Origin of the sequence: Prochlorococcus sp. MIT 1300 (assembly GCF_034092375.1) — a bacterium.
Lineage (GTDB): Bacteria > Cyanobacteriota > Cyanobacteriia > PCC-6307 > Cyanobiaceae > MIT-1300.
On sequence record NZ_CP139302.1, the window covers coordinates 486,578 to 513,032 of the forward strand.

The window sequence follows — 26,455 nt, forward strand, 5'->3', positions numbered from 1 at the left end:
CTGAGCTGAAGAGTATGTCAAATCAAATTCCCAAACCCAGGGGAGCAAAACAGAGCTCACTCAGAAGACTTATAAGAAGCCTTAAGTCTCAAAAAAGATTAATCATTGCAGCGATTAGCTGCTCAACTCTAAATAAGTTCTTCGACTTGGCACCTCCAGTCTTAATTGGCCTAGCCGTAGATGTAGTAGCAAGAGAAAATAATTCCTGGTTGGCTGGACTAGGTTTTTCCACTGTTCCGACCCAGCTTACTTTACTTGCCTTAGTATCATTTTTTATATGGAGTGCAGAATCATTATTTGAATATTTATATGGTCTCTTATGGCGTAATTTAGCACAATCAACTCAACACAATCTTCGTTTAAGAGCTTATGAGCATATACAGAAGCTAGAGATGGAATTTTTCGAATCTGACAGTACAGGACGCCTATTAACAATATTAAATGATGATATAAACCAGCTCGAAAGGTTCCTAGATCATGGCGCGAATCAAATTCTCCAACTAATTGTCACTGTATTTCTAGTAGGAGGAGCAATGGCAGCTCTCGCTCCCAAAGTTGCTTTTCTTGCTTTTATACCAATACCTATAATCCTATGGGGTTCAATCAATTTTCAAAAATTACTTGCTCCTCGCTATAAAGAGGTACGAGAAAAAGCTGGAGATCTTGCTGCACTGATTAGTAATAACCTTGGCGGGATGTTAACGATTAAGAGTTTCACAACTGAATCCTGGGAATTACAACGCCTAAGCAAAGAAAGTGAGGACTATAAAACTAGCAACAAACAAGCAATAAGGTTATCAGCAGCTTTTATACCGCTCATTCGCTTTGCGATTCTTTTTGCTTTTCTTGCGATTCTAGTAATTGGCGGATTGCAAACCTGGAAAGGAGAAATGGCCATTGGAACATATAGTTTTTTAGTGTTTATAACCCAGCGATTACTTTGGCCTCTGACAACACTAGGAAACACTCTTGACGAATATCAACGATCTATGGCTTCAGCCAACAGAGTTTTAAGCCTCATAGACAGGCCAATAAGAATTTATAGTGGTAAGAGAAGATTAAATCAAGAAAATGTAGATGGGTCTATCGAATTTCAAAATGTTAGCTTTAAATATATCGATAGAGAAATACTATTTGAAAACTTTAATCTTTGCATACCTAAAGGACAGACCTTAGGGGTAGTTGGCTCTACAGGTTGTGGGAAAAGCACACTAGTCAAGTTATTACTAAGACTCTATCCAATAAGTTCAGGCAAGATACTTGTTGATGGAATACCAATAGATACAATTAATTTGACGGACCTTCGCAGGTCAATCGCTTTAGTCAGTCAAGAAGTGTTTCTCTTCCATGGCACTATTGCAGAGAATATTGCCTATGGAAACAATAACGCATCATTAACTGATATCAAAAAAGCTGCTGAGCTCGCAGAGGCCAGTGAATTTATAAACATTCTTCCGAAAAAATACCACACATTAGTTGGAGAGAGGGGTCAACGTCTCTCTGGTGGACAAAGACAGAGAATTGCTCTAGCCAGAGCAATTCTAAAAGACTCTCCAATACTTATTCTAGATGAAGCAACTGCTTCGGTTGACAATGAAACCGAAGCAGCTATTCAACGTTCGATTGCAAAAATAACCGCTAATAGAACAACAATTGTAATTGCACATCGCCTTAGCACCGTTAGACATGCAGACCACATCATAGTGCTTGAAAATGGGAAACTACTTGAGCAAGGTAGTCATGATTTACTCTTAAAAGAAAAGAATGCATATTTTGATCTATGGCGAGTCCAAGCCGGATTGGCAAGTAAAAAATCTAATGACTAAATATTTGTATTAAATCTGAAAAGTAAAAGAGGTAATTACCTTCTTAAAAAGACCCTTAACCTTTGGCCACCTTGATTCATTCGTACTAGTTGCAAGGGTGTACAAATAGCCACGATCTAAAACCACAGTTGCAAGCTCATGTCTATCCCTCTCGCCTAGATGAACTACATATTCAAGATCATAAAAGGTATGCCCTGATGTCTCACGCTCATCAGCCTCTAATAAAGAAACGGTTCTTCCTGTGCCATCAGGTGCTACTACATTGCTTAACAACCTTTTTCCCACATCACTAGGGCTCCCAAGCCCTTCAAGTTCAATATCAGAATCAACTTTAGAAACAACCAAACTCAAAGTTTCATCACTATTGATCAGGTCATGAAAAACGACTTGAGGCCCTCCATTAACTGAGACTCTGCTCCAACCAGTGGGGTACAAAAATGCATAACGACCGTCTGGACTCTGAAAAGAGTTCAGACCTGCAGCTGCACTGCTACATGCCGTTAAAAGAAGAACCAGAGCGCCTACCAAGAGCAAGCGAGGAGTGGACCGAAAAAATCCAATCATGCAATCAGCCATTTACCTATTTCCATTCTGCAGGAGATTTGTAATTACTGTCTCGTATTGATGTCTACTTCCTTAGATTCCTATTAGATGCATTGGACTCCTGAAAGGCTTTACAAGACCACTTTCAAGGCTTATAGACCAATTTGAACAACTCCCTGGTATTGGGCCCAGAACAGCTCAAAGGCTTGCCTTATACCTTCTCAGACAGCCTGAAGAAAGAACAAAAACGTTTGCTGATGCCTTAATAAATGCCAGGACTCAAGTGGGTCAATGCCAAAAATGCTTCCACCTAAGCGCAGAAAGCCTTTGCGAAATCTGCCAAAATGAATCACGAAACAAACAAATTATTTGTGCAGTTGCTGATTCAAGAGATCTATTAGCTCTTGAGCGCACACGAGAATATAAGGGGCAATATCACGTTTTAGGTGGGCTAATTTCCCCTATGGATGGTGTTGGACCAGAAGGCTTAGAGATTTCCAGCTTAGTAAATCGTGTACACCAAGACCATATTGAAGAAGTAATACTAGCCCTCACACCAAGTGTTGAAGGAGACACGACCAGCCTTTATTTAGGAAGATTGTTAACCCCATTTACCAAAGTAACTCGCATAGCATATGGTCTACCTATGGGTAGCGAGCTTGAATATGCAGACGAAGTAACGCTATCAAGAGCCCTAGAAGGTAGACAATTAATTAAATAGGAGAAATTCTGATGACAACAAAAATTAATCGGACACACTACAAAAAAGTTTTGCCCAAAGAACATTTACCAGAATGGATAAAACCAAAATTAGGCAGAGCTTCGGAAATCGAGAGAGTACAAAAATTAGTAAAAAGTTCTCAGTTGCATACAATTTGCGAAGAAGGTCGATGCCCTAATAGAGGAGAATGTTATGCCTCAGGAACAGCTACATTCTTGTTGGGAGGGTCTATTTGCACTAGAAGCTGTGCCTTCTGCCAAGTAGATAAAGGCAAAAGCCCAGAAGAAATTAATCCGAATGAACCAGAAAGGGTTGCTGAAGCTATTGCACAATTAGGACTTCGTTATGTTGTCATAACGTCAGTGGCAAGAGATGATCTTTATGATCATGGAGCCAGCTTATTTATTAATACCATTAAAGCAATACGCTCTTTAAATCCCTTAACAGGGATAGAAGTTCTAACTCCTGACTTCTGGGGAGGTTTTAAAAATCCAACCGAAGCCAAACAAGCACAAAGAGATAGGTTGTCTGCCGTCCTTTCTGAAAAACCCATATGCTTCAACCACAACCTTGAAACAGTAAAGCGCCTTCAAGGAGAGGTTCGAAGAGGCGCTACTTACCAACGTTCACTAAGCCTTCTAAAGGCCGCAAGAGAACTAGACCCAAATATACCTACAAAATCAGGTTTAATGGTTGGCCTTGGTGAAACATATACTGAGATAATTCAAACGCTTAAAGACTTAAGATCTGTAGATTGTCAAAGGATAACTATTGGACAATATTTAAGGCCCTCGTTAGAACATATACCGGTCGCTAATTACTGGCACCCTGACGATTTCGACAAGCTTGGGGAGGCTGCCAAAGAATTAGGCTTTAAGAAAGTAAACAGTGGTCCACTGGTTAGAAGTAGTTACCATGCAGAAGAAACCTAAGATTTATTTTGGAATAGCAAGTAAACGCAAATAGCTATAATTAAAGACCTCACTACATCTACCAACCATTAAGTTACCTGAGCCACCCCAGACCATCCTAATAGGTAAATCTAATAAAGAACTTCCCACTTCCTTCACGCTAATGAAACCCCTTCTTCGGAAATACCTGGTCAAAGCATAATGTTTCTTTTCCGAGTCACAAATAGCAAGTAGTCGTGCCTTCCTACATGGAGTTTCCTCTAAAGCCCATGCCATAGTTGCACACCAAATAAAGTCTCCTATTCCATATGGTGCATCTGGATGAACCCTCATGGTATCTAACTGAAGGCCATTATATCCACGGTAAGCCCAGGCCTTCATTTCACCCCATATTTGTATTTTACCAAGAACAGTTTTCTCTGCAATAACAACCTTAACTGCCCAAATTCCAAGAGGCTTTCTAACTTTTATTCGTAATAAGAATCCAGAGTCTGAGGCTAATTTCTCAAGTTGGTTTAATTCTATTATTTCATTCTCTGAAAGTTTTTCCAAAGGCACTATCTATTTCTCCATCTGACGTTGTCTTTCTGCAAATCTAATCCTATCTTTATCACTAAATTTATCAAGACATTGATAACACTGAACCCCTGGCACATAACTAGGTTTCTTTAGATCCTCAGGGTTAAGTGGCAAGCCACAGGCATGGCAAAGGCTATGGGTTCCTTGACGCAAATAATGGTCAAGAGCAACTCTCTGATCAAAAACATAACACTCACCACTCCATCTACTTTGATGTTTCGGGATTTCTTCTAAATAACGGAGTATTCCACCTTCTAGGTGGTAAACATCCTGGAAACCCTTTCTATTGAGATATGACGTTGCCTTCTCACATCGAATCCCACCTGTGCAAAACATTCCAATACGAGCAGGCTTAACTTTTTCAATTAAAGGGGCCAGGTAGCTATCAGCCCAAGCAGGAAAGTCCCTAAATCGTTGCGTGTGAGGATTGATAGCCCCTTCAAAACTACCTATAGAAATTTCATATTCGTTTCTTGTATCTATAACAATCGTACTTGGATCATCAACAAAATCATTCCAATCGCTTGGCTTGACATATTTGCCTACTGTTTTAAGAGGGTTAACTTCCTTAACTCCCATTGTTACTATTTCAGCTTTTCGCCGAAGCCTAAAACGACGAAAAGCTTGTTTATTAGACCAACTAATCTTTACTTCTAATGAGTCTGCAGAAAGAAGAGTATTGAGAATGCCAAGAAATGCAGAGACGCCATCATTAGACCCACAGATAGTTCCATTAAAGCCTTCAAAGGCAATAAGGACGGTGCCCTTGAGATTATAATCATCAGCAACAGATCTTAAATCATCAATCAAAGATAAAATCAGTTCCTCTGTAAAAGGAATAAAGCAATAGAAAGCTGCAATTTTATATTTATCCTGCGAAGAAAAACCCTCACCTAATTCCATCATTATTCCAACATCTCCCAATTTGCCTGAACACCAGCTTGGGCTAAGAGTTCTCGATCAGCTTGAACATCAGGGTTGCTTGTAGTCAATAAAGTGTCTCCATAAAAAATTGAATCAGCACCTGCCTGAAGACATAAAATTTGAGCTTCTCTTCCAAGCTGTTCTCTTCCAGCACTTAATCTCACACGACTCTTTGGCATAAGAATTCTGGCAGTTGCAACCATACGAACCATCTCCAATGGGTCCACTGATCTTTGTCCCTCCAAAGGAGTACCTTCTACAGCTACCAATGAATTAATTGGAACACTCTCAGGGTGAGGGTCCAAATTGGCCAAAACCTTTAATAAGGAGGCTCGATCTCCAAGAGATTCGCCCATACCTATTATTCCCCCACAACAAAGGCTGATTCCAGCCAATCGAACTCGATTCAGTGTTTCCAATCTTTCCTCATAAGTCCTTGTAGAAATGATCTCCCCATAATGCTCAGGACTTGTGTCAAGGTTGTGGTTATAAGAGGTTAACCCTGCCTCTGCAAGCAAAGATGCTTGAGTATCAGTCAGCATTCCAGCAGTTACACAAGCCTCTAAACCAATATCTCGAACACCTCTAACCATCTCCAGCATTGCTTGAAAAGGAGCTCCATCACGAATTTCTCTCCAAGCCCATCCCATACAAAATCGATCAGCGCCGGCAGCCTTGGCAGCTTTAGCTCTTTCTAAGACAGACTCAACATCAAGTTCTGGTTGACCCGTTACGTCACTGCTGTTGTAAATCGACTGAGGACAATATGCACAATCCTCTTCACACCCCCCTGTCTTAACGCTCAAAAGAGAAGCAAGCTGAACCTTATAGCCCGGGTTCGCATTCCGATGAACTAGTTGTGCCTCCCATAGCAAGTCAACCAAAGGTTTTTCCAAAAGGCATTGAATCTCCTCCTTTGTCCAATCGTGACGAAGAAGTACTTGATGGTCTTTAGGCTTGAGATCGAGCAAATTCATAAAATCCAAAAGTCTCTATTCAAGGCATCAGCTGATCAGCCGAAATAGGAGTCAAACCACCGAAACGACGGCAACGTGACTGGAAATCAACTAAGGCTATTTTTAAAGCCTCCGCATCAAAGTCCGGCCATAAAACATCAGTTACATAAATCTCGGCATAAGCTAATTGCCAAAGCAAAAAGTTACTAATACGACGTTCACCACTAGTCCGAATAAGTAAATCAGGATCAGCTTCACCAGCTGTTAATAATTCAGCGGCAAAGGACCCCTCATCAATATGGGACGGATCAAGAATCCCTTTAGCAGATAGTTCAGCAAGTCTTTGAGCAGCCAAAACCAACTCCCGTCTTCCTCCATAGTTCGTGCAGACATTGAAATGTATTCCACCGTTTAAAACCGTTCGTTGCTCTGCCTCGGCAATTAAATCTTGCAAACTAGTTGGGAGTGCATCTAAATCTCCTAGAAATTTAATTTTTACTTGCTCTCTCTCAAGAGACTCCAATTCCTTTTGTAAGACACTTTGAAAGAGAGTCATTAGGAAATTAACTTCATCAATTGGTCTTGACCAATTTTCAGTAGAAAAGGCATATGCAGTTAATGCTCCTATTCGCAAATCACTGCAAAGTCTCAAAGTATTTTTTAGAGCTTCAACACCTGCACGATGTCCCATCATTCTTGGCAAGCCACGTGCCTTGGCCCACCGACCATTACCATCCATGATGACAGCAATATGCTCAGGCATCCTTTTAGGATCCAATCCATTAATGGACGCACAGACTGATGAATGCTCTGCACTACTGGCCAAACGGCTGGTCACTTAAATGATTCTTGGTTTGTACTACTGATACCACCTTTAGGAGGAGGTGTAGCAGACTCTAGAGAACTAGTTGAATTTAGCTGGAGATTTGGAGAATTCTTGTTAGACGAAGATCCTGATGTGGTCTCAATCAACTCTTTCAAAAGATCCAACAACCTACTACTAGTAATAGGCCGTTCAAGTTTTCCCTGATTGGCTAAAGACAAGGTCCCCGTCTCCTCAGAAACAACAACACAAATACACCTATCAAACCTTTCGGTTATTCCTAGAGCTGCCAAATGCCTAGTGCCATATCGACTGATGCCTTGCCTAGACAAAGGCAAAATCACTCCTGCTGAAATAATGCGATTACCTTTGACCAGAACTGCTCCATCATGAAGTGGTGTATCTGATGCAAAAAGATTGAGCAACAACTCACTGCTTAACTGAGCATCAATATCAACACCCGGATAAAGAAAGTCCTCAGGACGCAAATCACTACCCATATCAACAACTACCAATGCTCCTCTTCGACTTTGAGAAAGGCGTCCTGCGGCCTCAGTCAACTGAGAAACAGTGCTTTCCGAGGCAATAAATTCATTTTGAGGCTTACCAAAAAGAACAGCTAAGCGACCAGTACCTAACAATTCCATCAGTCGTCTTAACTCCCCCTGCCATAGAATTGCCAAAGACAATGAACAGGCAAGAACAAGAGCATCTATGAGCTTTGAGGTCAGAGGCAGGCTTTGAGATTTCTGAACAAACCAAGCAAGTGAAACAAGAAATAAATATCCCCTTAGAAGCCAAAGTGTTCGTTGTTCCTTGACCCTTGAAAAAAGAAGAACACCAAGGCCCGATGCCAGTAAAACGTCAATTAAAAGGCGAGGATCTAAGAGCTCCCTCAAATTCACTCGCAAGCCCCGGCCTGACTTACTTTACAGCTCCGAAGCGCGAAGGTAAAACATCAAGCCTAATTAAGTCCTCTGGAACCTCTCTGCGTTGGACTAAATCCGATTGTCCATTTTGAACCATGACAGTTGCTGGCCGAGGAATCCTGTTGTAATTAGAACTCATTGAAGAGTTATATGCACCCGTTGAAAAAACCACCAAAACATCTCCACTTTTAGAAGGAGGCAACTCAAGTCTCTTGATCACAACATCTCCAGACTCACAATGCTTCCCAGCAATCGTAACCGTTTCAACTCCAGAAGCTAATGGTGCTTCTGCTAAGCAAGCGGTATAAAGAGATTGATAAGTAATCGGTCTGGGGTTATCACTCATCCCACCGTCAACAGAAAGGTAAGTACGAATACCAGGAATAACTTTTCGAGATCCCAACCTATACAGTGTTACGCCTGCAGTTGCTACAAGAGATCTTCCTGGCTCACAAATTAGACGGGGCAATTCAAGTTTTCTCTCCATACATGCTTCCTCAAGTGATCGAGAGATAACAGCAACCCATTCATCAATTGAAGGTGGATCATCTTCCTTTATATATCTAATACCAAGGCCACCTCCAACATTAAGGTCATCTACAGGGTGCCCAAAGTCTCTGGCAAGCTTTAATGCATCAGCTAAAACTACAGCCAAGTCTCTATGAGGCTGAAGTTCGAAAATCTGAGAGCCAATATGAGCATGAAGCCCTGTTAGACGAGCCCATGGAGCATTCTTAAGTCTTAGAAGAACCTCTTCAAATTGATCAGGGTCAAATCCAAACTTACTATCCAGATGACCAGTCTTTATATATTCATGAGTATGACATTCAATACCAGGTGTAAGTCTCAACATCAATCTCGCAGGCTTAGACGAAACTATTTCCTCTAAGCAATCAAGATCATGATTATTGTCCACGACAACAGTTACATCATTATCGTATGCAAGCGAGAGCTCTTCGATAGACTTATTATTTCCATGTAAAAAAATATCTTCGCCTTTCACTCCACTTTCTAAAGCTGTAATTAATTCCCCTTCAGAGACTACATCTAAACCAAATCCCTCTGAAGAAACAAGTTTTGAAAGAACCAATGAGCTATTAGCCTTAGACGCGTATAAAGGTAAAGAACTCCCTTTATAGTGGTTCTTCAATGCCTTTATATAACCTCTACAAGTTGCTCTAAGAGTTAATTCGTCGAGTATATAAAGAGGAGTGCCGTAACGAGAGGCAAGGGTAGGCAGATCACAACCTCCTATAACTAAGGCACCCTCATCATTAATCTCTGTTGTAATAGGTGCAATATTACGATTAGGACTCAAATGATCAGAATTAGACTCATAAGGGGTTTTGCTTTTCATGAAAATAAAAGATTAGGTGGAAAACTTTGAGGATCAGCAAACCTTCTTAGAAGGCTACTGTAATGAATCAAACTATTTTCCCACCCGACAGTGACTTACATCACGTTATCGAACTCAATATCTCCCACTTAGATTCGTGCATAGCTCTTGACAAGCTCGTCTTGCAAGGCTTTTGGAGTAAAAGTCATTGGGAAAAGGAGCTTATCGATCCTCAACGTCTTTGCATTGGGATTATTCAATACTCCAAACTGATTGCTATTGCATCTGGTTGGCTTGTGCTAAACGAAGTTCAACTAACATTGATTGAAGTGCATCCCAAATATCGAAGGAAGGGCTTTGGTCAATTAGTGCTCTCAGAACTCCTTTGCAGAGCCTATGAATTGGGAATTCGTTCGGCGACATTAGAGGTAGCTATAGATAACGAATCTGCAAAAGCTCTCTACCGAAAGTGTGGCTTTGAAATAGTTGGTCTCCGCCGGGGTTTCTACAAAAATGGAAAAGATGCCCTCATGCAAACAAAAAAAATGCCCACAGAGCCAAATAGTCCTTAGGAACTTTGTAGTGGTTCGGATTACCGTCCTCAGAGAAGAAACAGTTTGCTGAAATAAAGGAATTTATTGTTAATTAGGAAGGCCCTTAGTTCCTGACAATAAAGGGATCAGGTGGAAAGATGAAAGACTCCACATTCGCCTACTAATCCTGATAGGTTAGTAGAGGTGCACGTGGCATAGACCATGTTCGAGCGGTTTACAGAAAAGGCAATCAAGGTGATCATGCTTGCCCAAGAGGAGGCTCGTCGCCTAGGGCATAATTTTGTAGGCACCGAGCAAATTCTCCTTGGGCTTATAGGTGAGGGGACTGGGGTTGCCGCAAAAGTTCTCAAGTCGATGGGTGTCAACCTCAAGGATGCTCGGGTTGAAGTCGAGAAGATCATTGGACGTGGATCTGGCTTCGTAGCAGTTGAAATCCCATTTACACCACGTGCAAAAAGAGTATTAGAACTTTCATTAGAAGAAGCTCGTCAGCTAGGCCACAACTACATCGGTACCGAGCATCTGTTATTAGGCCTTATACGAGAAGGTGAAGGAGTAGCAGCAAGAGTTCTAGAAAATCTTGGTGTTGACCTTGCCAAAGTAAGAACTCAAGTCATACGAATGCTTGGTGAAACTGCTGAAGTAGCTGCAGGCGGCGGCGGCGGTGGAAAAGGGTCTATGAAAACTGCCACCCTTGATGAATTCGGCACAAACCTCACACTTTTGGCTAGCGAGTCGAAATTAGATCCTGTTGTTGGAAGGCAAAATGAAATTGATCGAGTAATTCAGATTCTCGGAAGACGTACAAAAAACAACCCTGTACTCATAGGAGAGCCTGGTGTAGGCAAGACAGCTATCGCCGAAGGACTAGCTCAAAGGATCCATCAAGGAGATATTCCCGATATTCTTGAAGAGAAACGAGTGCTTACTTTAGATATTGGGCTTCTGGTTGCAGGTACAAAATATAGAGGTGAGTTTGAAGAGCGCTTAAAAAAAATAATGGAAGAGATAAAAACAGCCGGTAATGTAATTCTAGTAATAGATGAAGTGCATACTCTTATAGGTGCAGGTGCTGCAGAAGGAGCAATAGATGCTGCAAATATTCTCAAACCTGCTCTTGCCAGAGGGGAGCTTCAGTGCATAGGTGCCACAACACTTGATGAATATAGAAAACATATAGAGAGGGATGCTGCGCTTGAAAGAAGATTCCAACCTGTAATGGTAGGAGAACCATCAATCGCAGATACCATTGAAATACTTAGGGGATTGAGAGAAAGATATGAACAGCATCACAGACTAAGGATTACCGATGAAGCACTAGAAGCTGCTGCAAACCTTGGGGACCGATATATTTCAGATAGATTCTTACCAGATAAAGCAATAGATTTAATAGATGAAGCGGGAAGTAGGGTTCGTCTTCTGAATTCAAAGTTACCTCCTGCGGCCAAAGAGGTAGACAAAGAGTTACGCAAAGTGCAAAAAGAGAAAGAAGAAGCTGTACGTAATCAAGACTTTACAAAAGCAGGGGAATTACGAGAGAAGGAAGTTGAACTTAGGGAAAAAATAAGAACTGTTCTTCAAACAAGTCGTCCAGAAGAAAATAAGAATTTGGAAAAGGAAGAAAAAGCTGAAAAAGAAAACAATTCAAACTCTGAAGCTATTAAAGAACAAGCAAAATCAGTTATCACTGGAACAAACTCATCACCAGTAGTTGATGAAGAAGATATAGCGCATATTGTCGCATCTTGGACAGGTGTACCAGTCCAAAAACTAACTGAAAGCGAATCGATCAAATTACTCAATATGGAGGACACTCTTCACCAGAGACTTATTGGTCAAGATGAAGCAGTTAAAGCCGTTTCAAAAGCAATCAGAAGAGCCAGAGTTGGACTCAAAAATCCAAACAGACCGATTGCTAGCTTCATATTTTCTGGTCCAACAGGAGTGGGCAAAACAGAGCTAACCAAAGCACTTGCGACTTATTTCTTTGGTAGTGAGGAAGCAATGATTAGACTAGATATGTCTGAGTTTATGGAAAGGCACACAGTTAGCAAGTTAATAGGGTCTCCTCCAGGGTATGTAGGTTTCAATGAAGGAGGTCAACTTACGGAGGCTGTGAGAAGAAGGCCTTATACTGTTGTGCTTTTTGATGAAATTGAAAAGGCACATCCAGATGTTTTCAACCTACTTCTACAATTACTTGAAGATGGAAGATTAACTGACTCAAAAGGAAGAACAGTTGATTTTAAAAATACACTCATAATAATGACATCAAATATTGGATCAAAAGTAATAGAAAAAGGAGGTGGAGGACTTGGCTTTGAATTTTCTGGAGAGAATGCTGAAGATAGCCAATACAATCGAATCAGGTCTCTTGTAAATGAAGAATTAAAGCAATATTTCAGGCCAGAATTCCTAAACAGATTAGACGAGATTATTGTTTTCCGACAACTAACTAGAGAAGAAGTCAAATCAATAGCTGAAATCATGTTGGAAGAGGTTTTCTCTCGGATAAAAGAAAAAGGTATCAACCTTCAAGTATCTGATAAGTTCAAGGAACGACTAGTAGAGGAAGGCTACAACCCTGCCTATGGAGCAAGACCCCTGAGGAGGGCTGTTATGCGTTTACTGGAAGACAGCCTTGCAGAAGAAGTATTATCAGGGCGAATAAAAGATGGTGACAATGCAATTGTTGATATAGATGATGAAAAGAAGGTCGTCGTAAAGCATCTTTCTACAAGCACAAATACTCCCGAACTTGCGAGTGCAGGAGTCTAAACGTCAACTGCAATAAATAAAACTCAATTAAAATGAGCAATTATCTTGTGATTAATAGAACTATATCCCCAACCAATCTAGTCAATGGAAGTCACGTGTGGACCTCAGCTCGTTTATTAATTCCTGGCATATCTAAAAGACCATTGTTATTAGGAAGAGGAAATCAAACAATGAGTACTAGATCAACCTTATTCAACGGCCTTGTTGAGATAGGTGTAGAGCCAATCTGTGAAAATCTAAAATATGACTGTTGCGAGGAAGATTTAACTTATATCAGAAATGTTGCAGAGAAAAATCATTGTGATGGCATTATCGCTGCCGGAGGTGGAAAAGTTCTTGACGCAGGCAAACTTTTAGCAAACAGAATGGATATCCCTTCGGTGACAGTTCCACTTAGTGCATCCACTTGTGCAGGGTGGACTGCATTAGCAAATATTTATTCTCCCACTGGGGCTTTTATTAGAGATGAATCACTAAAAAGATGTCCTGAGTTGATTATTTTTGACCATCAGCTTGTACGACAAGCTCCGAAAAAAACACTTGCCAGTGGAATTGCCGACGCTCTTGCAAAATGGTATGAAGCATCTCTCAGCGTCGGAGAAAGTGATAATGGGCTTGTCCAACAAGCCGTACAAATGGCAAGGGTATTAAGAGATCAATTGTTCTTAAATGGGAAGACAGCACTAGACAATCCAAATAGTAATGAATGGGTCATAGTCGCTGAAGGATGTGCTCTCACTGCAGGGCTAATAGGCGGAATAGGAGGGCCTAGATGTAGAACTGCAGCTGCTCATGCAATCCATAATGGTTTGACACAACTTCAAAGTGAACACATTTCTCTTCATGGGGAAAAAGTGGGCTATGGAATCCTTATTCAATTACGTCTAGAAGAAAAAATTACTGGAAACAAGCTTGCAGGTCAAGCCAGAAAACAACTATATAGATTTCTTGAGGAACTCAACCTGCCAATCTCTCTTAAAGATCTAGGACTAAAGAATAATAGTCTAAAAGGACTTAAGGAGCTGTGTAATTTTGCCTGCAAAGATGGATCTGATATTCACAACCTGCCTTTTAAAATTACACCAGAATTACTACTGGAAGAAATAATTAAAGCGGAAAAAGAAATTTCACCTAAAAAGATTGATTCCCTACAAAGATAAAATAATGAAAGCAGCTAGTGAAAACCAAAATGATAATCCAGAGGCTTTAGCACCAATTGAACTTTTCAATCAACTAATCCCTAAACTTTTAGATCCTTTAGCACGCAATTTAGCCAAAGATATGCAGTGGTGGGAATTAAACGGCCTTGAAGAACTTCTAAGTTATGTTCAAGAAGATTGTCACAACAATACCCCTACAAGCTCTCAGTCACTTACCTTCCCAGTAACAGTATCAGGGGAAGGGCAACCATTACTCCTATTACATGGATTTGATAGCAGCTTTCTAGAGTTTCGTCGTTTAGCACCATTGCTAAAGAAATACTATCAATTAATAATTCCAGACTTATTTGGATTTGGGTTCTGTCCTAGACCAATAAAAGCAAAATATGAAACCGAGTCCTTGGTCATTCATATTGGCAAGATCCTTTCTCAAATACCATCCGATTCCACTGTGGGGGTAATAGGTGCCTCCATGGGTGGAGCCTTGGCAATGGAAGTGGCGAGACGTTTTCCAGAAAGGATAAATCGTCTAATGCTTTTGTCACCCGCAGGATTAACAGGCAGCCCTAAGCCTATTCCACAACCCCTAAATAAAATAGGTGTCTGGTTTCTAGGACAACCTTGTGTACGAAAAAGATTGTGCAGGCAAGCATTTGCAGATCCAAATCGAAGTGTTGGAAAGCAAGAAGAACAAATTGCTTCATTACATCTAAGCGTCCCTAATTGGGCAGAGTCACTTGCAGAATTTGCAAGAAGTGGAGGGTTAGCCAACTTAGGTGAACCAATCCCCAAACAACCTATTAAGATTATTTGGGGAGCAAATGATCGGATTCTTACACAACAACAAAAGAAAGAAGTATTTCAATTACTAGGCAATTGTGTAGAAGAGGTAAACGACTGTGGTCATTTACCTCACTTAGATCAGCCAAATATTGTAGCTGACCGTTGGTTAAATGATCCCAATCATTATTAATGCCAAAGGAATTATCCGAAAGCCAGGGACCATTCTTAAAGATTATCTCTGAAAGCTTGAAGTTATGGCTGAAAGCCCAATGCGATAGTGTTGAAAGTATAGATATAACTTTATATGGCTCTTTGATTAAATTGCTTCAAGGAAATCTTCCTAAGGTTAAATTGCTTTCTACAAAATTAAGCTTTAAGAATATTCCCATGCATAAGGTAGCAATAGAAGCGAAAGATATAAGTATAAAAACAAAGAAGCTTAGGGAAAGTAAGGTATTTTTGTTAAACAGAATTCCAAAAATCAGTTTAGAAGTATCATTCTCCGTAGCAGACATCAACAAAATACTTTTATCTAAGAACTGGGAATCACTATCTAAGGATCTGGCACAAAGGCTTTTAGGGAATGTAATTTTGAAGGGACTAGAAATTGACAACCAAAACTTAATCCTAAACGCCTATGATCCTCAAATAGGTAATTTATCAGCCAAAAGCTTTACACTTGAAGCAAGCGAAGGAACTATTCTCATAACAAGTAAGGATTCCCCAAGTATTGAATTTAAGATACCAATGGATCCGAATATAATGATTCAAAGTGCGCGACTAGACAATGAAATGCTCCTTATAAAGGGTCAAGCTATTGTTAGCATCTAATTTCATTTATTTACGAGAGGTATTATAAGAGTTACGACATAAAAAACGACTGCGGGTGTAAACAAATAACTGTCAATCCTATCAAGTACACCTCCATGACCAGGCAAAGCATCTCCTGAGTCTTTTAAGCCCGCATTCCTTTTCATCATGGACTCTGTTAAATCTCCCACCAAAGCAAAAAGGGCTACCAATGCACCTAAAAGACCGCCCATAAGAAGCCCAAATTCCCACCCAAAGATTTCTCCAAAAAGTGCACCTACAGCCATTGCACAAAAAAGACCACCTATTGCACCCTCTACTGTTTTGCGAGGCGATATTGGAGACAAAGGTTTACGTCCAAAACTTCTACCTAAACTATAAGAACCAATATCACTAGCTATTATCATCAAGCATGCTGCAAAGGTTATTACCATGCCTGTGGTTAATGTTCCATGCAAAGAACTTGAGAATGAATCTAAATTAGGTACTAAATTTAACTCATTATTCAAGTTTCGTAGCCTTAACCAATGACTTGGAAGAAAGCCCAAGTAAAATAAACCAAAAATTGAAGCAGCTATATCTGCTATTGAACCAGTGACAGGTTGCAGCAATAACCAGCAACAAATAGCCGCCCCTGATAATGGCAATACAGCCGCAGACAAATCTGCAGCAAGCCCCCCGTCAAATCCCAACTGAGTACTTAAAAGAAGAAACTGACAAGCGACAAGTGTAGTTTTTGTAGCGGGCCTAATACCTGTGTATTGGGCCATTCTGAAGAATTCCAAAAGAGCAAGGTGAACTATCACCCCAACTGCAATAGCAAACCACCAGCCTCCAAGGGAAACAAACAACAAACCAAATGCACCTGCGGCAATGCCGCTACTAAATCGTTTGGGAGGTAATCCAAAAGCCATCGAGACTAAAACCAAGTCCCACTAAGAAGTGGGTATACAGGATTAGTGCTTTGTCTGAGCACAATACGACTATTCAAAACAAAGGTTACATTTGTTTTAGTCCACCTATATAAGAACTGCCAGTTGATCTGGGACGTTACCTACCCACATTTTTTTTTGTTTAACCAACCAATCCCCCATAGCCTGGTCAATTTTCTCACCAGGAATCACCAAAGGTATACCTGGTGGATAAGGACAGATCAACTCTGCAACCACCTCACCGACAGCCTCAGATAACGCAACGATTCGAGTAGGCCCTTTAAAAGCTCTTAACGGCTTTACTGCTGGAACAACAACTCTTTTGGAAGGTGGAGGCACAAAATCATGAAAAGGTGTTGTATCTTTTTTAAAGGCTAGTAAATCCTGCCAATGTTTATTTATAAGGTCAGAAACACCTTTTTGAGGGGAGAATCCAAGACAAAAAGTAATACATCCAGGTTCCGGAAGTTCAGCAATAAGGCCTCTATCTAAAAACCATTTATCAGCTTCAAAACCATTAATGCCAACAGATGCTGTATGAAGTATTAATCGTAAAGGGTCTTGTGTTTCAAGCAGTGGCAATCCATGATTCAAAAGTTTCCTAGATATTTCACGGGCTTGTTGAACAGCACTTTTAAGTCTTTCTAAACCGTTTGGGGTGTTCCATTCATCTAAAGCACTTTCACAAGATGCAAGTAGCAAAGAGCTTGGACTACTTGTTTGAAATAATTCAATACTTTGTTCCAAACGAGTTACATCAACAAGGTCTCCCTTTAACCATAGAACTGCTGTTTGAGAAAGACCTAGCCCAGATTTATGCAAGGAATTAACGATAAGGTCTGCTCCGGACTTCAAAGCAGAGGGAGGCAATCCCTCTCCAACTTCAGCCGCCAAATGAGTCCCATGTGCTTCATCAACCAATACCGGCAATCCAACCTCATGTAGTTGATCAACTAATGGTTTTATATCCAACGCATAACCGTGATAGGTAGGGTGTAGCAAAACTGCTGCAGCAATTGCTAAACCTTCCATTGGCAATGAATCAATTACTTCCTGTAACCACATCTCATCAGGAGGAGCATTGTGCCCCCGATCTACGAGAAAAGGGACCTCATAGATAACAGGAGTCAAACCACCAATAACGCATGCCTGAATTAGGCTCTTATGAGCATTGCGAGGAATTAATACAGCTTCTCCAGGTCGAGCGACTCCTAAAAGTGCAGATTGCAAAAGCCCGGTAGCACCATTAACCCCATACCAACAACGTTTAGCCCCCATAGCATCGGCGGCAAAGCTTTGACTCTGCTGGACGACACCTTCAGCGATAAGAGGTCCCCCAAAGCCAGGTAATTCCGGGACATCCCAGATCCCTGCCTTTAGACGCAAAAGCCTTTTAAACGAATTAGGGATAGCAACTCCATGTCCGTGGGCAGGAAGACAAAGCATCCTGCCTCTATTGTTGTCGATCAAATTCGAGATAATGCCCATGAAATTGCAATGGGGTTTCTAGAGTCTGGCCAACAAGAAGTTTGATGTGGGAACCATCTCGGGTCAAATCTGTAAAAAAAAACACAACCGTTCTAATGAACTACCAACCAAATCAAAGCCTGCTGTTACTACTACTTAAACCATGGGTCTTGATTCCGCGGGTAATAAAGGTCATAACTTCATTCGCTTCTTTAATAATTTTAATTATCTTTCAAGGATCCAGGGAAGAAGAGTCTGTACAAAAGTTCATTGGAACAAAGATACTTAAAACACTTACAGATCTGGGTCCATGCTTTATAAAAATAGGGCAAGCACTTTCTACACGCCCTGACCTAGTTAAAAGAGCTTGGTTAGATGAATTAACTAAACTTCAAGACAGCCTTCCACCATTTAGCCATTCAATTGCTATTGACACGATTGAAACAGAGCTAGGATCGAATCCCAATATTTTATTTGAATCTTTTCCCGAGGAACCAATTGCTGCAGCAAGTTTAGGGCAAGTCTATAAGGCCAAATTACATGGAGAATATTGGGTTGCCGTAAAAGTACAACGTCCAGGACTTGAATGGATATTGCAAAGGGACCTAGTAATCATCAAGGCACTTTGCATTATGGTAAGTCCAGTACTTCCGCTAAACCTTGGAGTTGGCCTAGGCGAGATAATCGATGAATTTGGTCGAAGTCTATTTGAGGAAATTGATTATAGAAAGGAAGCAGATAATGCAGAAAGATTTGCAGACTTATTTGCTACCAATCCTGCTGTAATTGTTCCAAAAGTCGAACGCCTACTCTCCTCTAAAAAAGTTATTACTACAAGCTGGATAAATGGGACCAAACTCCAGGAAAGAGACGAACTATTAGATAAAGGATTAAACCCAAGCAAAATCATTCGAACTGGGGTTACAAGTGGCATACAACAACTACTTGAATTTGGCTATTTCCATGCTGATCCTCATCCGGGCAATATGTTTGCGTTAAATGGCACCACTGGTGAGCTAGGACATTTAGCATATGTTGATTTTGGAATGATGGATTCGATAAGCAATAAAGATAGAATTACTCTCACAAGTGCCGTAGTTCATTTGATAAATAAAGACTTCTATTCACTTGCAAAAGACTTTCAAAGCTTGGGATTCCTAACTCCAGAACAAGAACTTGAACCAATTGCCCCCGTCCTCGAAGAGGTCTTAGGAGGATCATTAGGCGAATCTGTAGAATCATTCAACTTTAAGTCAATTACTGACAAGTTTTCTGAATTAATGTTTGATTACCCATTTAGAGTTCCTGCCAGATTTGCCTTAATCATTAGAGCAGTTGTTAGCCAAGAAGGCTTGGCTTTAAGACTCGACCCAAAGTTCAAAATAATAAGAGTTGCATATCCATATGTTGCAAAAAGGCTACTAACTGGAGAGACAAAAGAAATGATTGGGGTTCTACTGGAGGTAATATTTGATAAAGACAGTAATTTACAAATAGAAAGACTAGAAAGCCTAATAAGAGTTCTATCAGATACTGAAACTTCTACAGTGTCTAGCCTTATTCCTATCGTAAAAGCTGGAACAAAGCTTTTACTAAGCGACCAAGGGGATGAATTGAGGAAAAAACTTCTTATGACATTAATAAAAGACGAAAGACTAAACACTTCAGATTTAAAGTCTCTTGTTAAACTTCTTGGCAGAACATTCAATGCAAGAAATATAGCAGGAGGATTAGCACAACGTTTTAATCCACTCGCTGCTTAGCCCTAAACAATAACCTTAGGAATGGCAATGCTCAGCTCCCTCACAATCAAGAGAACCAATCCATGATCAAATTATTTATTGCTAGTCTTAGAGATATAGGAGAATATCCTCTCGACCAGATTCAAAGTGACAAAGCTATAGAGCTTAACTACATGGCTAGTCCAAGCAACTATCCATGGCTGATGATAGGCCTAGGTGCCATACTCACTATCATATGCGGCATATTTTTTGCAAGGAATATGCAATCAAGATTAATTGCTTGGGAAAACGATGGCACTCCTCCATTACCATTAAGCTCATTATCAACGAACATAAGCTGGACAGGTGCATTTATTGGTATCACATTCTTTTTTGGAGGAATTTTAGAAATTCTAAACTTTTCTCCTGAAAAATCACTTATCTCCTCATTCCTGATAAGCTTTTCAAGCGGTATTATAATGTGGGCGTTAATAACAGATCTAATGAAACAAGTCCAATCAGGAACCATAAGGGAAATTGATAAATATCTCTAGGGATTCAATCGATGGCTTCCAATCCATTGACAGGAGTCATAATCTAATTCAATCATCTTTAAATTCTGCTCTTTGGATTCTGCTTTAGATCTAAGGAGATGATAAGTAAAGTTCACTAGGACCATGGGAGAGCAAAGGCTGCAGAAGTTAATATCAGCATCAAGGCTTTGCTCAAGGCGAAGTGCGGAGATTTTTATACTAGAGTCTAGAATCAAAGTAAATGGTCAGATTGCCCAGATAGGCGACAAAGCAGATCCAGATATTGATGAGATAACAATGGATGGTGTACGAGTAACTATTAACATGAAACCAAGAGTTGTTCTATTAAACAAACCATCGGGAATAATTACCTCCTGTCACGACCCACAAGGTAGAAGAACTGTCTTAAACCTATTACCAAAAAAAGTTTCGCAAGGTTTACATCCAGTGGGGAGACTTGATTTCAATAGTCGGGGAGCTTTATTACTTACAAATATAGGTGATTTAACATTACAACTTACTCATCCAAGTTATTCACACCCAAAAACATATATGGTCTGGGTTCAAGGACTACCTTCTGAAGATTCCTTAAAAAGGTGGCGAGAAGGGATAGACCTAGATGGCAAAAAGACTTTAAAGGCAAAAGTAATTCTACTTAAGACCTACAGAAATCAAAGCCTTTTAAAAGTTATCATGAAAGAAGGAAGAAACAGGCAAATTCGCAGAATAGCAGAACTATTGCATCACCCAGTGGTAGATCTTCAGCGAATAGCTATTTCGAATATTTCAATAGAAGATATTTCGGAAGGCGACTGGAGAGAATTAAAGAAGAAAGAATGGTCCAAGTTGATTCAGAATAATAAAAGTACTAAGGCGGAATAAATCCATGAAACTAAACTTAAGTTGGTTAAAATCAAGCTTTTCAAGCTATCAAGAGTCAAATAATGGGAGCAAGTCCGATAGTAAGTTATTAGAAGCTGGTAAAAAGTTGCGTACTCGTAGAGAAGAACTGGGCATAAGTCTTTCAGGCCTAGCTAAACGAACTCGAATTACTACAGCTGTGTTGGAAGCAATTGAAATGGGTTGGCAAAGAAAACTTCCAGAGCCAGCTTATCTTTCTTCAATGCTTTATTTACTTGAAAATGAGCTCGGGCTTGCCCGTGGAGAATTAAGAGGTGCTCTAAAGGGAGGAGTTAAAAAACAATCAAATAATAATGCTAAAAATATAAATAAATTCTCACTGGAGAATATAGAAGTCCTAACAACATGGCAAGGCAGTATAGTCTACATATTCATAATGTTATCAAGTTTATTTGCGATCAACCATCAACAAAGACTTCTTTCATCACTTAATAGCAAAACTCTAGAACCAATAAAGGTTAAACTTAATTTTGACGCCTCTAGTAGGCTAATTGATAATTTAGATGGGTATAGGCCAATAGAGGGAAGCAAGGCAAGAAAACCAGATGATTGGTTTGAAGTAGCACTTGACCAACTTAGAATACAAAGAAAAAAAGGTTGGTTAGAAATTAAACTCAATCAGAAAGCCAATATAAGGCTTCTAAGTGCTGGAGGAGATCAAGCCAAGCTAGAAAAACTGAAAGGTGAAATAAGGTTGGAGTTAAGACCACCGATAATGCTCCTAATTGAACCGCCTCCTGGTAAAAGCGACAGTATTATTTGGGAAGGAGAAAACTATCTTCACGAACCAGGTACTCCAGGCCTTTATAGGTTTTCTGAGGGCCTAACTAAACCAAAGGAAGATTCAAAAGACCTTTTCCAAAAAACACCTCTTTCTCCATAACCTTTAAGAGCTCCACAGATTTCTGAATCAAAAGACCTTAACCTCCATTTCCAATTATTACCGACTGTTCCTGGAGTGTTAAAACGAGAATCATCGTCTAAATGAAGCAAATCCTGCAAAGGCGCAACTGTTAAACAGGCCTCACTAGATAATGCAAGTTCAAGCAATTGCCAGCCTGGGGCATCGACAGAGCCTCCAAATCTTGAGCGAACTCTATCTTTGGTTTGTTCATCTGATTCATTCCACCAAGATATTGTTGTTTGATTATCATGTGTTCCTGTATAAATTACCCAGCGATTACCTTTAATATTTTCAGGTAAATAGGGATTCTCCAAATCACCATTAAATGCAAATTGAAGGATTTTCATTCCAGGCAATTGAAATTTATCCCTTAAGGCCTCAACCTCGGGAGTGATAACTCCTAGATCTTCTGCCACCAGAGGTAGTGGGCCCATACAATCTTTTTGTAATAATTCAAGTAGAGACTTGCCTGGTGATTTCTTCCATGATCCATTTTCTGCTGTAAGACTTGATCCAGATACTTCCCAATACTCAACAAGGGCTCTAAAATGATCTATGCGCAATAAATCTACTTGTTTTAATTGTCGAGCAAATCGACGTCTCCACCATCGAAAACGATTTAGATGGTGAATGTGCCACCTGTAAATAGGTGTACCCCACAATTGACCCGTACTTGAAAAATAATCAGGCGGCACACCACTCTGAACCTTTAGTTCCCCATCTTTAAGTATCGAAAATAGACCACGGTTACTCCAAACGTCCGCACTATCTCTTGCAACATAAAAAGGTAAGTCACCAAACAAAACCACTCCCAATTCCCGAGCGAGCTTTTTAATTGATATCAGTTGACGGTCAAGATGCCATTGCAAAAGAGAATGTTCCAATAAATTATGCTCATTTTGCATTCTCCATCGGGTTAAGTATTTCCTATGACGTTGCGCGAACTGAACTGGCCATTCCCACCAAGGAAGTCCGTCATATTGACGACGGAGTTCCATAAAACAACTATGGTCCTCTAGCCAGAATTGATCTCGACTCCAATCATTAAATTCTAGATGTCTTTCCTTACTCTGATCTGGCCAAAATCTCCTCAATAAATGTCCCAATTTCTCTGCTCGGGATTCTGCATATCGGAAATCAACAGAGCTACTTTCTACTGATCCAACAAAAAAATCATCTAACGCGTTTTCTGGGAGGAAGCCTTGATCAACCAAATCGCGAGCATCCAACAACATAGGATTTAGAGCAAAACTTGATGGAGAGCTATATGGAGAGCCAGTTTTATCTGGGGGAGATAAAGGCAAAACCTGCCAAACTCCAATCTGGTTGTTTGCAAGTAGCTTCAACCATTCCCTTGAAGGGCTGCCCAAACTTCCGCAACCTGGACTAGAAGGCAATGCTGTGGGATGAAGCAAAACGCCTAAAGTACGAACAGGTTTTTGATCCAATGTAGACATCAAGACAAATAATAAAAAGACAAATCCCACTCGTTCATATGGGGTTTACAGAAACATTTGGACAAGTTCCACTTAAATAATAACGGTGATCACTAAAATTAATGGAAATGAACTAATATACAAATAAATTATGGCTTAATGCTGATAATACAAACCAAATTGAACCACTTTCCCCATTCAGATCAAAATATTTCATAATGCTCTTCCTTAAAACAACCGCTCATCTCTACGCAAAGCATTAACATCCTTATGAAAAATCTGTTGTATTAGATAGCGTTCAAAACCCCAGCCTGCTCCCTACCACTCTCTATATGTCACTTAGAACACCAAGAGCTAAATCTTCAGGCTTGCTAGGCCGTTATCCGGGTCGAACATTACAGCGTATTGGAGTAGCACTAACTGGCGTATGGCTTACAAATTTGGCAATGGGTATTGCCTGGCCAGAGCCTGATCAAGTTGCCTCAAGAAATTCTTCCGATGAGTATCAAACTAAATTCAATCCCTTACCAAAGAAACCTGTGGTTGTTATATTTATTAGAATTAAAGGAAACCCTCAGGAAACAAGAGATTGGAGTCCTTTAGAAGAATCAGAGATATCTAATTATCTTCTTGCAAAGATAGAAAAAGGAAAACCACTTGATGTTATTGCTGTCCCGCTAGAGCTCCCAGTTAGCCTGCCCGCTCTAGAAGGACTAAGTTCATTTGCAAATGCTTATAGGCATGGAGGGTTGGCAGTAACCTATGAAATGTTAAAAAAAAGGATAAAACTACCAAAGGATTCCGCAGTTAGATATGCATTAATAACAGATAGTTCTTTAATTAAGTTAGATAGTCAACTAGATAGTCTTCAAATTAAATCAAATCCACCCTCGCAAGTTAGCAAAGAAAAATACATAGGTCTTCTCCCAAAACAGTCACAGAATTCAAACAGAGAATTGGAAGACTTTACGCAAAGTACAGAGAGGAGTAGAACCACAAGTTTAAGAGATATAGAGCTAGAATTGAGACTTAATGAATTTACCAAGAATTTAAATGAGCTAAAGCTTCAAAAACGCTTATCAACATTTCTAAGTGAAATTCATTCAAGTATCTCAACAAATATTTCCAGGAAAGAGTTGTCTAGTCTCACATCGGCAATATTGGCGATTGATAAACCGAGTAAGTTCAGCAAGCTCTCACCCTAAAGTTTAACAATCAAACTCCAGATCTAAAGATATCAGCTAATATTTATAGTTTAACAAACTCGCAAAAAAGTTTGCCAAACTCAAAGAATAGCTCCAACTCTATTCCGTAAGCATGCCACAACCTCTAAAAGATTCTTATCAGTTATCCGATTCAAATCTAACGAAACCTCAACATCATTCAATGCAGATCCTGGTATATATCCAGACCAAGGGAGTCCATCCAAACGCCTGATTTCCTCCTCCCACGGTTCACCTAGCTGCACAAGCCCAAGAAGGGGGACCCCTAAAGAAGCACTTAGAGATGCATAAGCGGCAGCTGAGCCAGATATATGCCCTGAAGACAAAGGTTCGACCATTAAAACTGTTGGGATCCGCCAGGAACCCAAGGTTTCTAGCCAACTGCCACCTCCAACCATTGACATGGCCACATCACCGCTAAGACACACAAGCACCTTTTCTTCACCCAGATTCCTTAGAACCTTTAGAGGTTCTTCATAGGAAAAATGCTGGATCAAAGTAATGCCCAATGCATCTGCCAAAGCACGAGAACCTAGTCTCAATGAATGATCTGAAAGGTCACTCGTTCCGATCAGGAATGTAGAGGAGTTAATCATTTAACTGATTTTTCAAAATAAAATTTGGTCAAGTGCCTACACAGGATTAGCATCGGAACACAGCGATTTTGCTAGCGGGCAACGTGACTAGCTTCTTAACTGCAGCCCGTGGAGAACAAGAGAGCATTAAGCATGACACGAGTCGTCTAAGGCTTTTCAGTGGGACGTCTAATCCTGCCCTGGCAAGGGAAATAGCGGCATACCTAGGTGTAACTGATGGGCCACTTGTCTGTAAGCAGTTTGCAGATGGAGAGCTCTACGTTCAAATTCAACAATCAATTCGTGGGTGTGATGTTTTCCTTGTCCAACCAACTTGTGCTCCAGTGAATGACAACCTAATGGAATTGATGATCATGGTTGACGCTTGCAAAAGAGCGTCAGCCAGACAGGTCACTGCTGTTATCCCTTATTACGGCTACGCAAGGGCAGATCGAAAAACTGCAGGCAGAGAATCCATTACTGCAAAGTTGACAGCCAACCTTCTCGTTAAGTCAGGAGTTGATAGGGTTTTAGCAATGGACTTGCACTCTGCACAAATTCAAGGTTACTTTGATATCCCCTGTGACCACATTTATGGTTCACCAGTCCTCGTTGACTACCTATCAACAAAAGAACTAGGCGAAATAGTAGTAGTTTCACCTGACGTCGGAGGGGTTGCTAGAGCAAGAGCTTTTGCAAAACAAATGCGTGGAGCACCTCTTGCAATAATTGATAAGCGTCGTTCAGCTCATAACATTGCTGAAAGTCTTACTGTAATTGGGGATGTAAAGGATAAGACAGCAATTCTTATTGACGACATGATCGATACAGGAGGAACAATTTGTGCAGGTGCAGAATTACTTAGAGAACAAGGAGCCCAACGTGTAATTGCTTGTGCCTCCCATGCTGTTTTCTCACCGCCAGCATGCAAAAGACTTTCGGAAAAAGGACTTTTTGAGCAGGTTGTAGTTACTAATAGTGTTCCAATTGAAAAAGAAAGGCAGTTTTCACAATTAAAGGTCCTTTCGGTTGCGAATATGTTAGGCGAGGCTATTTGGCGAATACATGAAGAAAGTTCAATTAGCTCAATGTTTAGGTAGCTACTTATTA

At 40.3% G+C, this 26,455-nt stretch carries 25 protein-coding genes; 14 read left to right on the forward strand and 11 right to left on the reverse strand.

The genetic code is table 11. The annotated features are described in order from the left end of the window. The first annotated feature begins 14 nt into the window (after nucleotides 1-14). On the forward strand, nucleotides 15-1,826 hold the full coding sequence (locus SOI83_RS02615; RefSeq protein ID WP_320677068.1) for an ABC transporter ATP-binding protein: 1,812 nt from the start codon (nucleotides 15-17) through the stop codon (nucleotides 1,824-1,826). Between the two features lie 9 nt (nucleotides 1,827-1,835). On the opposite strand, the gene psbP is transcribed toward SOI83_RS02615, so the two are convergent. Further along, entirely contained in the window at nucleotides 1,836-2,390 is a 555-nt protein-coding gene (gene psbP, locus SOI83_RS02620) for a photosystem II reaction center PsbP (protein ID WP_320677069.1), read from the reverse strand. 100 nt (nucleotides 2,391-2,490) lie between these two features. Here psbP and recR point away from each other — a divergent pair, with 100 nt between their 5' ends. Next, nucleotides 2,491-3,090, forward strand: a complete 600-nt coding sequence (gene recR, locus SOI83_RS02625) for a recombination mediator RecR (protein ID WP_320677597.1) — start codon at nucleotides 2,491-2,493, stop codon at nucleotides 3,088-3,090. Nucleotides 3,091-3,101: 11 nt separating this feature from the next. After that, on the forward strand, nucleotides 3,102-4,022 hold the full coding sequence (gene lipA, locus SOI83_RS02630; RefSeq protein ID WP_320677070.1) for a lipoyl synthase: 921 nt from the start codon (nucleotides 3,102-3,104) through the stop codon (nucleotides 4,020-4,022). 3 nt (nucleotides 4,023-4,025) lie between these two features. Here the strand turns inward: lipA and SOI83_RS02635 are convergent, their stop codons facing one another. Genes SOI83_RS02635 through lysA form a run of 6 tightly spaced genes read right to left on the reverse strand, consistent with a single transcriptional unit; the run spans nucleotide 4,026 to nucleotide 9,569 of the window. Continuing rightward, nucleotides 4,026-4,559 (reverse strand): hypothetical protein, encoded by a 534-nt coding sequence (locus SOI83_RS02635; RefSeq protein ID WP_320677071.1) that lies wholly within the window; start codon nucleotides 4,557-4,559, stop codon nucleotides 4,026-4,028. A 3-nt stretch (nucleotides 4,560-4,562) separates the two neighbouring features. After that, nucleotides 4,563-5,483 (reverse strand): rhodanese-related sulfurtransferase, encoded by a 921-nt coding sequence (locus tag SOI83_RS02640; protein WP_320677598.1) that lies wholly within the window; start codon nucleotides 5,481-5,483, stop codon nucleotides 4,563-4,565. A 2-nt stretch (nucleotides 5,484-5,485) separates the two neighbouring features. After that, nucleotides 5,486-6,481, reverse strand: a complete 996-nt coding sequence (gene bioB / locus SOI83_RS02645; RefSeq protein WP_320677072.1) for a biotin synthase BioB — start codon at nucleotides 6,479-6,481, stop codon at nucleotides 5,486-5,488. A gap of 19 nt (nucleotides 6,482-6,500) precedes the next feature. Further along, nucleotides 6,501-7,298 (reverse strand): isoprenyl transferase, encoded by a 798-nt coding sequence (locus tag SOI83_RS02650; RefSeq protein ID WP_320677073.1) that lies wholly within the window; start codon nucleotides 7,296-7,298, stop codon nucleotides 6,501-6,503. Continuing rightward, nucleotides 7,295-8,188, reverse strand: a complete 894-nt coding sequence (cdaA, locus tag SOI83_RS02655) for a diadenylate cyclase CdaA (protein ID WP_320677599.1) — start codon at nucleotides 8,186-8,188, stop codon at nucleotides 7,295-7,297. The genes SOI83_RS02650 and cdaA overlap by 4 nt, the downstream gene beginning before the upstream one ends. 19 nt (nucleotides 8,189-8,207) lie before the next feature. After that, the gene (lysA, locus tag SOI83_RS02660; protein WP_320677075.1) at nucleotides 8,208-9,569 is read right to left on the reverse strand and encodes a diaminopimelate decarboxylase; all 1,362 of its coding nucleotides are present in this window, start codon (nucleotides 9,567-9,569) and stop codon (nucleotides 8,208-8,210) included. Between the two features lie 62 nt (nucleotides 9,570-9,631). Here lysA and SOI83_RS02665 point away from each other — a divergent pair, with 62 nt between their 5' ends. The 5 genes from SOI83_RS02665 to SOI83_RS02685 all read left to right on the forward strand — a co-directional run bounded on the left by SOI83_RS02665 (nucleotide 9,632) and on the right by SOI83_RS02685 (nucleotide 15,654). Further along, nucleotides 9,632-10,120 (forward strand): GNAT family N-acetyltransferase, encoded by a 489-nt coding sequence (locus tag SOI83_RS02665; protein WP_320677077.1) that lies wholly within the window; start codon nucleotides 9,632-9,634, stop codon nucleotides 10,118-10,120. Nucleotides 10,121-10,303: 183 nt separating this feature from the next. Beyond that, on the forward strand, nucleotides 10,304-12,880 hold the full coding sequence (locus SOI83_RS02670; RefSeq protein WP_320677078.1) for an ATP-dependent Clp protease ATP-binding subunit: 2,577 nt from the start codon (nucleotides 10,304-10,306) through the stop codon (nucleotides 12,878-12,880). Between the two features lie 32 nt (nucleotides 12,881-12,912). Continuing rightward, nucleotides 12,913-14,040, forward strand: coding sequence for an iron-containing alcohol dehydrogenase family protein (locus SOI83_RS02675; RefSeq protein WP_320677079.1), 1,128 nt, complete (start codon nucleotides 12,913-12,915; stop codon nucleotides 14,038-14,040). Nucleotides 14,041-14,044: 4 nt separating this feature from the next. Beyond that, nucleotides 14,045-15,013: an alpha/beta hydrolase gene (locus tag SOI83_RS02680; RefSeq protein ID WP_320677080.1), complete on the forward strand. Its 969-nt coding sequence runs from the start codon at nucleotides 14,045-14,047 to the stop codon at nucleotides 15,011-15,013. Then, nucleotides 15,013-15,654 (forward strand): LmeA family phospholipid-binding protein, encoded by a 642-nt coding sequence (locus SOI83_RS02685; protein ID WP_320677081.1) that lies wholly within the window; start codon nucleotides 15,013-15,015, stop codon nucleotides 15,652-15,654. Before SOI83_RS02680 ends, SOI83_RS02685 begins: the two co-directional genes overlap by 1 nt. Before the next feature lie 2 nt (nucleotides 15,655-15,656). On the opposite strand, the gene SOI83_RS02690 is transcribed toward SOI83_RS02685, so the two are convergent. Then, nucleotides 15,657-16,547 carry a phosphatidate cytidylyltransferase gene (locus SOI83_RS02690; protein WP_320677600.1) on the reverse strand — a complete coding sequence of 297 codons (891 nt, stop codon included), beginning with the start codon at nucleotides 16,545-16,547 and terminating at the stop codon, nucleotides 15,657-15,659. Between the two features lie 105 nt (nucleotides 16,548-16,652). Continuing rightward, nucleotides 16,653-18,053 carry a lysine decarboxylase gene (locus tag SOI83_RS02695; RefSeq protein WP_320677082.1) on the reverse strand — a complete coding sequence of 467 codons (1,401 nt, stop codon included), beginning with the start codon at nucleotides 18,051-18,053 and terminating at the stop codon, nucleotides 16,653-16,655. 95 nt (nucleotides 18,054-18,148) lie between these two features. On the opposite strand from SOI83_RS02695, the gene SOI83_RS02700 reads away from it, so the two are divergent. The 4 genes from SOI83_RS02700 (at nucleotide 18,149) to SOI83_RS02715 (ending at nucleotide 22,090) form a co-directional block, all read left to right on the forward strand. Further along, nucleotides 18,149-19,795: an AarF/ABC1/UbiB kinase family protein gene (locus SOI83_RS02700; protein WP_320677083.1), complete on the forward strand. Its 1,647-nt coding sequence runs from the start codon at nucleotides 18,149-18,151 to the stop codon at nucleotides 19,793-19,795. A gap of 62 nt (nucleotides 19,796-19,857) precedes the next feature. Then, nucleotides 19,858-20,307: a hypothetical protein gene (locus tag SOI83_RS02705; protein WP_320677084.1), complete on the forward strand. Its 450-nt coding sequence runs from the start codon at nucleotides 19,858-19,860 to the stop codon at nucleotides 20,305-20,307. Nucleotides 20,308-20,430: 123 nt separating this feature from the next. Further along, nucleotides 20,431-21,168 (forward strand): pseudouridine synthase, encoded by a 738-nt coding sequence (locus SOI83_RS02710; RefSeq protein ID WP_320677085.1) that lies wholly within the window; start codon nucleotides 20,431-20,433, stop codon nucleotides 21,166-21,168. Between the two features lie 4 nt (nucleotides 21,169-21,172). Next, complete coding sequence (locus SOI83_RS02715) at nucleotides 21,173-22,090, forward strand: helix-turn-helix domain-containing protein (protein WP_320677086.1); 918 nt, start codon at nucleotides 21,173-21,175, stop codon at nucleotides 22,088-22,090. On the opposite strand, the gene malQ is transcribed toward SOI83_RS02715, so the two are convergent. Further along, nucleotides 22,012-23,568 (reverse strand): 4-alpha-glucanotransferase, encoded by a 1,557-nt coding sequence (gene malQ, locus SOI83_RS02720; RefSeq protein ID WP_320677601.1) that lies wholly within the window; start codon nucleotides 23,566-23,568, stop codon nucleotides 22,012-22,014. The genes SOI83_RS02715 and malQ overlap by 79 nt on opposite strands. A 311-nt stretch (nucleotides 23,569-23,879) precedes the next feature. Between malQ and SOI83_RS02725 the strand changes: the two genes are divergently transcribed. Beyond that, a complete protein-coding gene (locus SOI83_RS02725) occupies nucleotides 23,880-24,752 on the forward strand; it encodes a hypothetical protein (protein WP_320677087.1) in 873 nt (290 codons plus the stop codon). 80 nt (nucleotides 24,753-24,832) lie between these two features. On the opposite strand, the gene SOI83_RS02730 is transcribed toward SOI83_RS02725, so the two are convergent. Next, nucleotides 24,833-25,366: a hypothetical protein gene (locus SOI83_RS02730; protein WP_320677089.1), complete on the reverse strand. Its 534-nt coding sequence runs from the start codon at nucleotides 25,364-25,366 to the stop codon at nucleotides 24,833-24,835. A gap of 83 nt (nucleotides 25,367-25,449) precedes the next feature. On the opposite strand from SOI83_RS02730, the gene SOI83_RS02735 reads away from it, so the two are divergent. Continuing rightward, on the forward strand, nucleotides 25,450-26,445 hold the full coding sequence (locus tag SOI83_RS02735; RefSeq protein ID WP_320677092.1) for a ribose-phosphate pyrophosphokinase: 996 nt from the start codon (nucleotides 25,450-25,452) through the stop codon (nucleotides 26,443-26,445). The last annotated feature ends 10 nt before the right edge of the window (nucleotides 26,446-26,455 follow it).

Excerpts from the sequence above, each read along its gene's own strand:
- SOI83_RS02705 (WP_320677084.1), top strand. The coding sequence starts at position 19,858 with ATGATCAAATTATTTATTGCTAGTCTTAGAGATATAGGAGAATATCCT.
- SOI83_RS02680 (WP_320677080.1), top strand. The coding sequence starts at position 14,045 with ATGAAAGCAGCTAGTGAAAACCAAAATGATAATCCAGAGGCTTTAGCA.
- SOI83_RS02710 (WP_320677085.1), top strand. The coding sequence starts at position 20,431 with ATGGGAGAGCAAAGGCTGCAGAAGTTAATATCAGCATCAAGGCTTTGC.
- SOI83_RS02730 (WP_320677089.1), bottom strand. The coding sequence starts at position 25,366 with ATGATTAACTCCTCTACATTCCTGATCGGAACGAGTGACCTTTCAGAT.
- malQ (WP_320677601.1), bottom strand. The coding sequence starts at position 23,568 with ATGTCTACATTGGATCAAAAACCTGTTCGTACTTTAGGCGTTTTGCTT.
- SOI83_RS02640 (WP_320677598.1), bottom strand. The coding sequence starts at position 5,483 with ATGGAATTAGGTGAGGGTTTTTCTTCGCAGGATAAATATAAAATTGCA.
- psbP (WP_320677069.1), bottom strand. The coding sequence starts at position 2,390 with ATGATTGGATTTTTTCGGTCCACTCCTCGCTTGCTCTTGGTAGGCGCT.
- SOI83_RS02690 (WP_320677600.1), bottom strand. The coding sequence starts at position 16,547 with ATGGCTTTTGGATTACCTCCCAAACGATTTAGTAGCGGCATTGCCGCA.
- SOI83_RS02615 (WP_320677068.1), top strand. The coding sequence starts at position 15 with ATGTCAAATCAAATTCCCAAACCCAGGGGAGCAAAACAGAGCTCACTC.
- SOI83_RS02685 (WP_320677081.1), top strand. The coding sequence starts at position 15,013 with ATGCCAAAGGAATTATCCGAAAGCCAGGGACCATTCTTAAAGATTATC.
- SOI83_RS02725 (WP_320677087.1), top strand. The coding sequence starts at position 23,880 with ATGTCACTTAGAACACCAAGAGCTAAATCTTCAGGCTTGCTAGGCCGT.
- SOI83_RS02715 (WP_320677086.1), top strand. The coding sequence starts at position 21,173 with ATGAAACTAAACTTAAGTTGGTTAAAATCAAGCTTTTCAAGCTATCAA.
- bioB (WP_320677072.1), bottom strand. The coding sequence starts at position 6,481 with ATGAATTTGCTCGATCTCAAGCCTAAAGACCATCAAGTACTTCTTCGT.
- lysA (WP_320677075.1), bottom strand. The coding sequence starts at position 9,569 with ATGAAAAGCAAAACCCCTTATGAGTCTAATTCTGATCATTTGAGTCCT.
- SOI83_RS02700 (WP_320677083.1), top strand. The coding sequence starts at position 18,149 with ATGAACTACCAACCAAATCAAAGCCTGCTGTTACTACTACTTAAACCA.
- SOI83_RS02665 (WP_320677077.1), top strand. The coding sequence starts at position 9,632 with ATGAATCAAACTATTTTCCCACCCGACAGTGACTTACATCACGTTATC.
- SOI83_RS02695 (WP_320677082.1), bottom strand. The coding sequence starts at position 18,053 with ATGGGCATTATCTCGAATTTGATCGACAACAATAGAGGCAGGATGCTT.
- SOI83_RS02670 (WP_320677078.1), top strand. The coding sequence starts at position 10,304 with ATGTTCGAGCGGTTTACAGAAAAGGCAATCAAGGTGATCATGCTTGCC.
- SOI83_RS02675 (WP_320677079.1), top strand. The coding sequence starts at position 12,913 with ATGAGCAATTATCTTGTGATTAATAGAACTATATCCCCAACCAATCTA.
- lipA (WP_320677070.1), top strand. The coding sequence starts at position 3,102 with ATGACAACAAAAATTAATCGGACACACTACAAAAAAGTTTTGCCCAAA.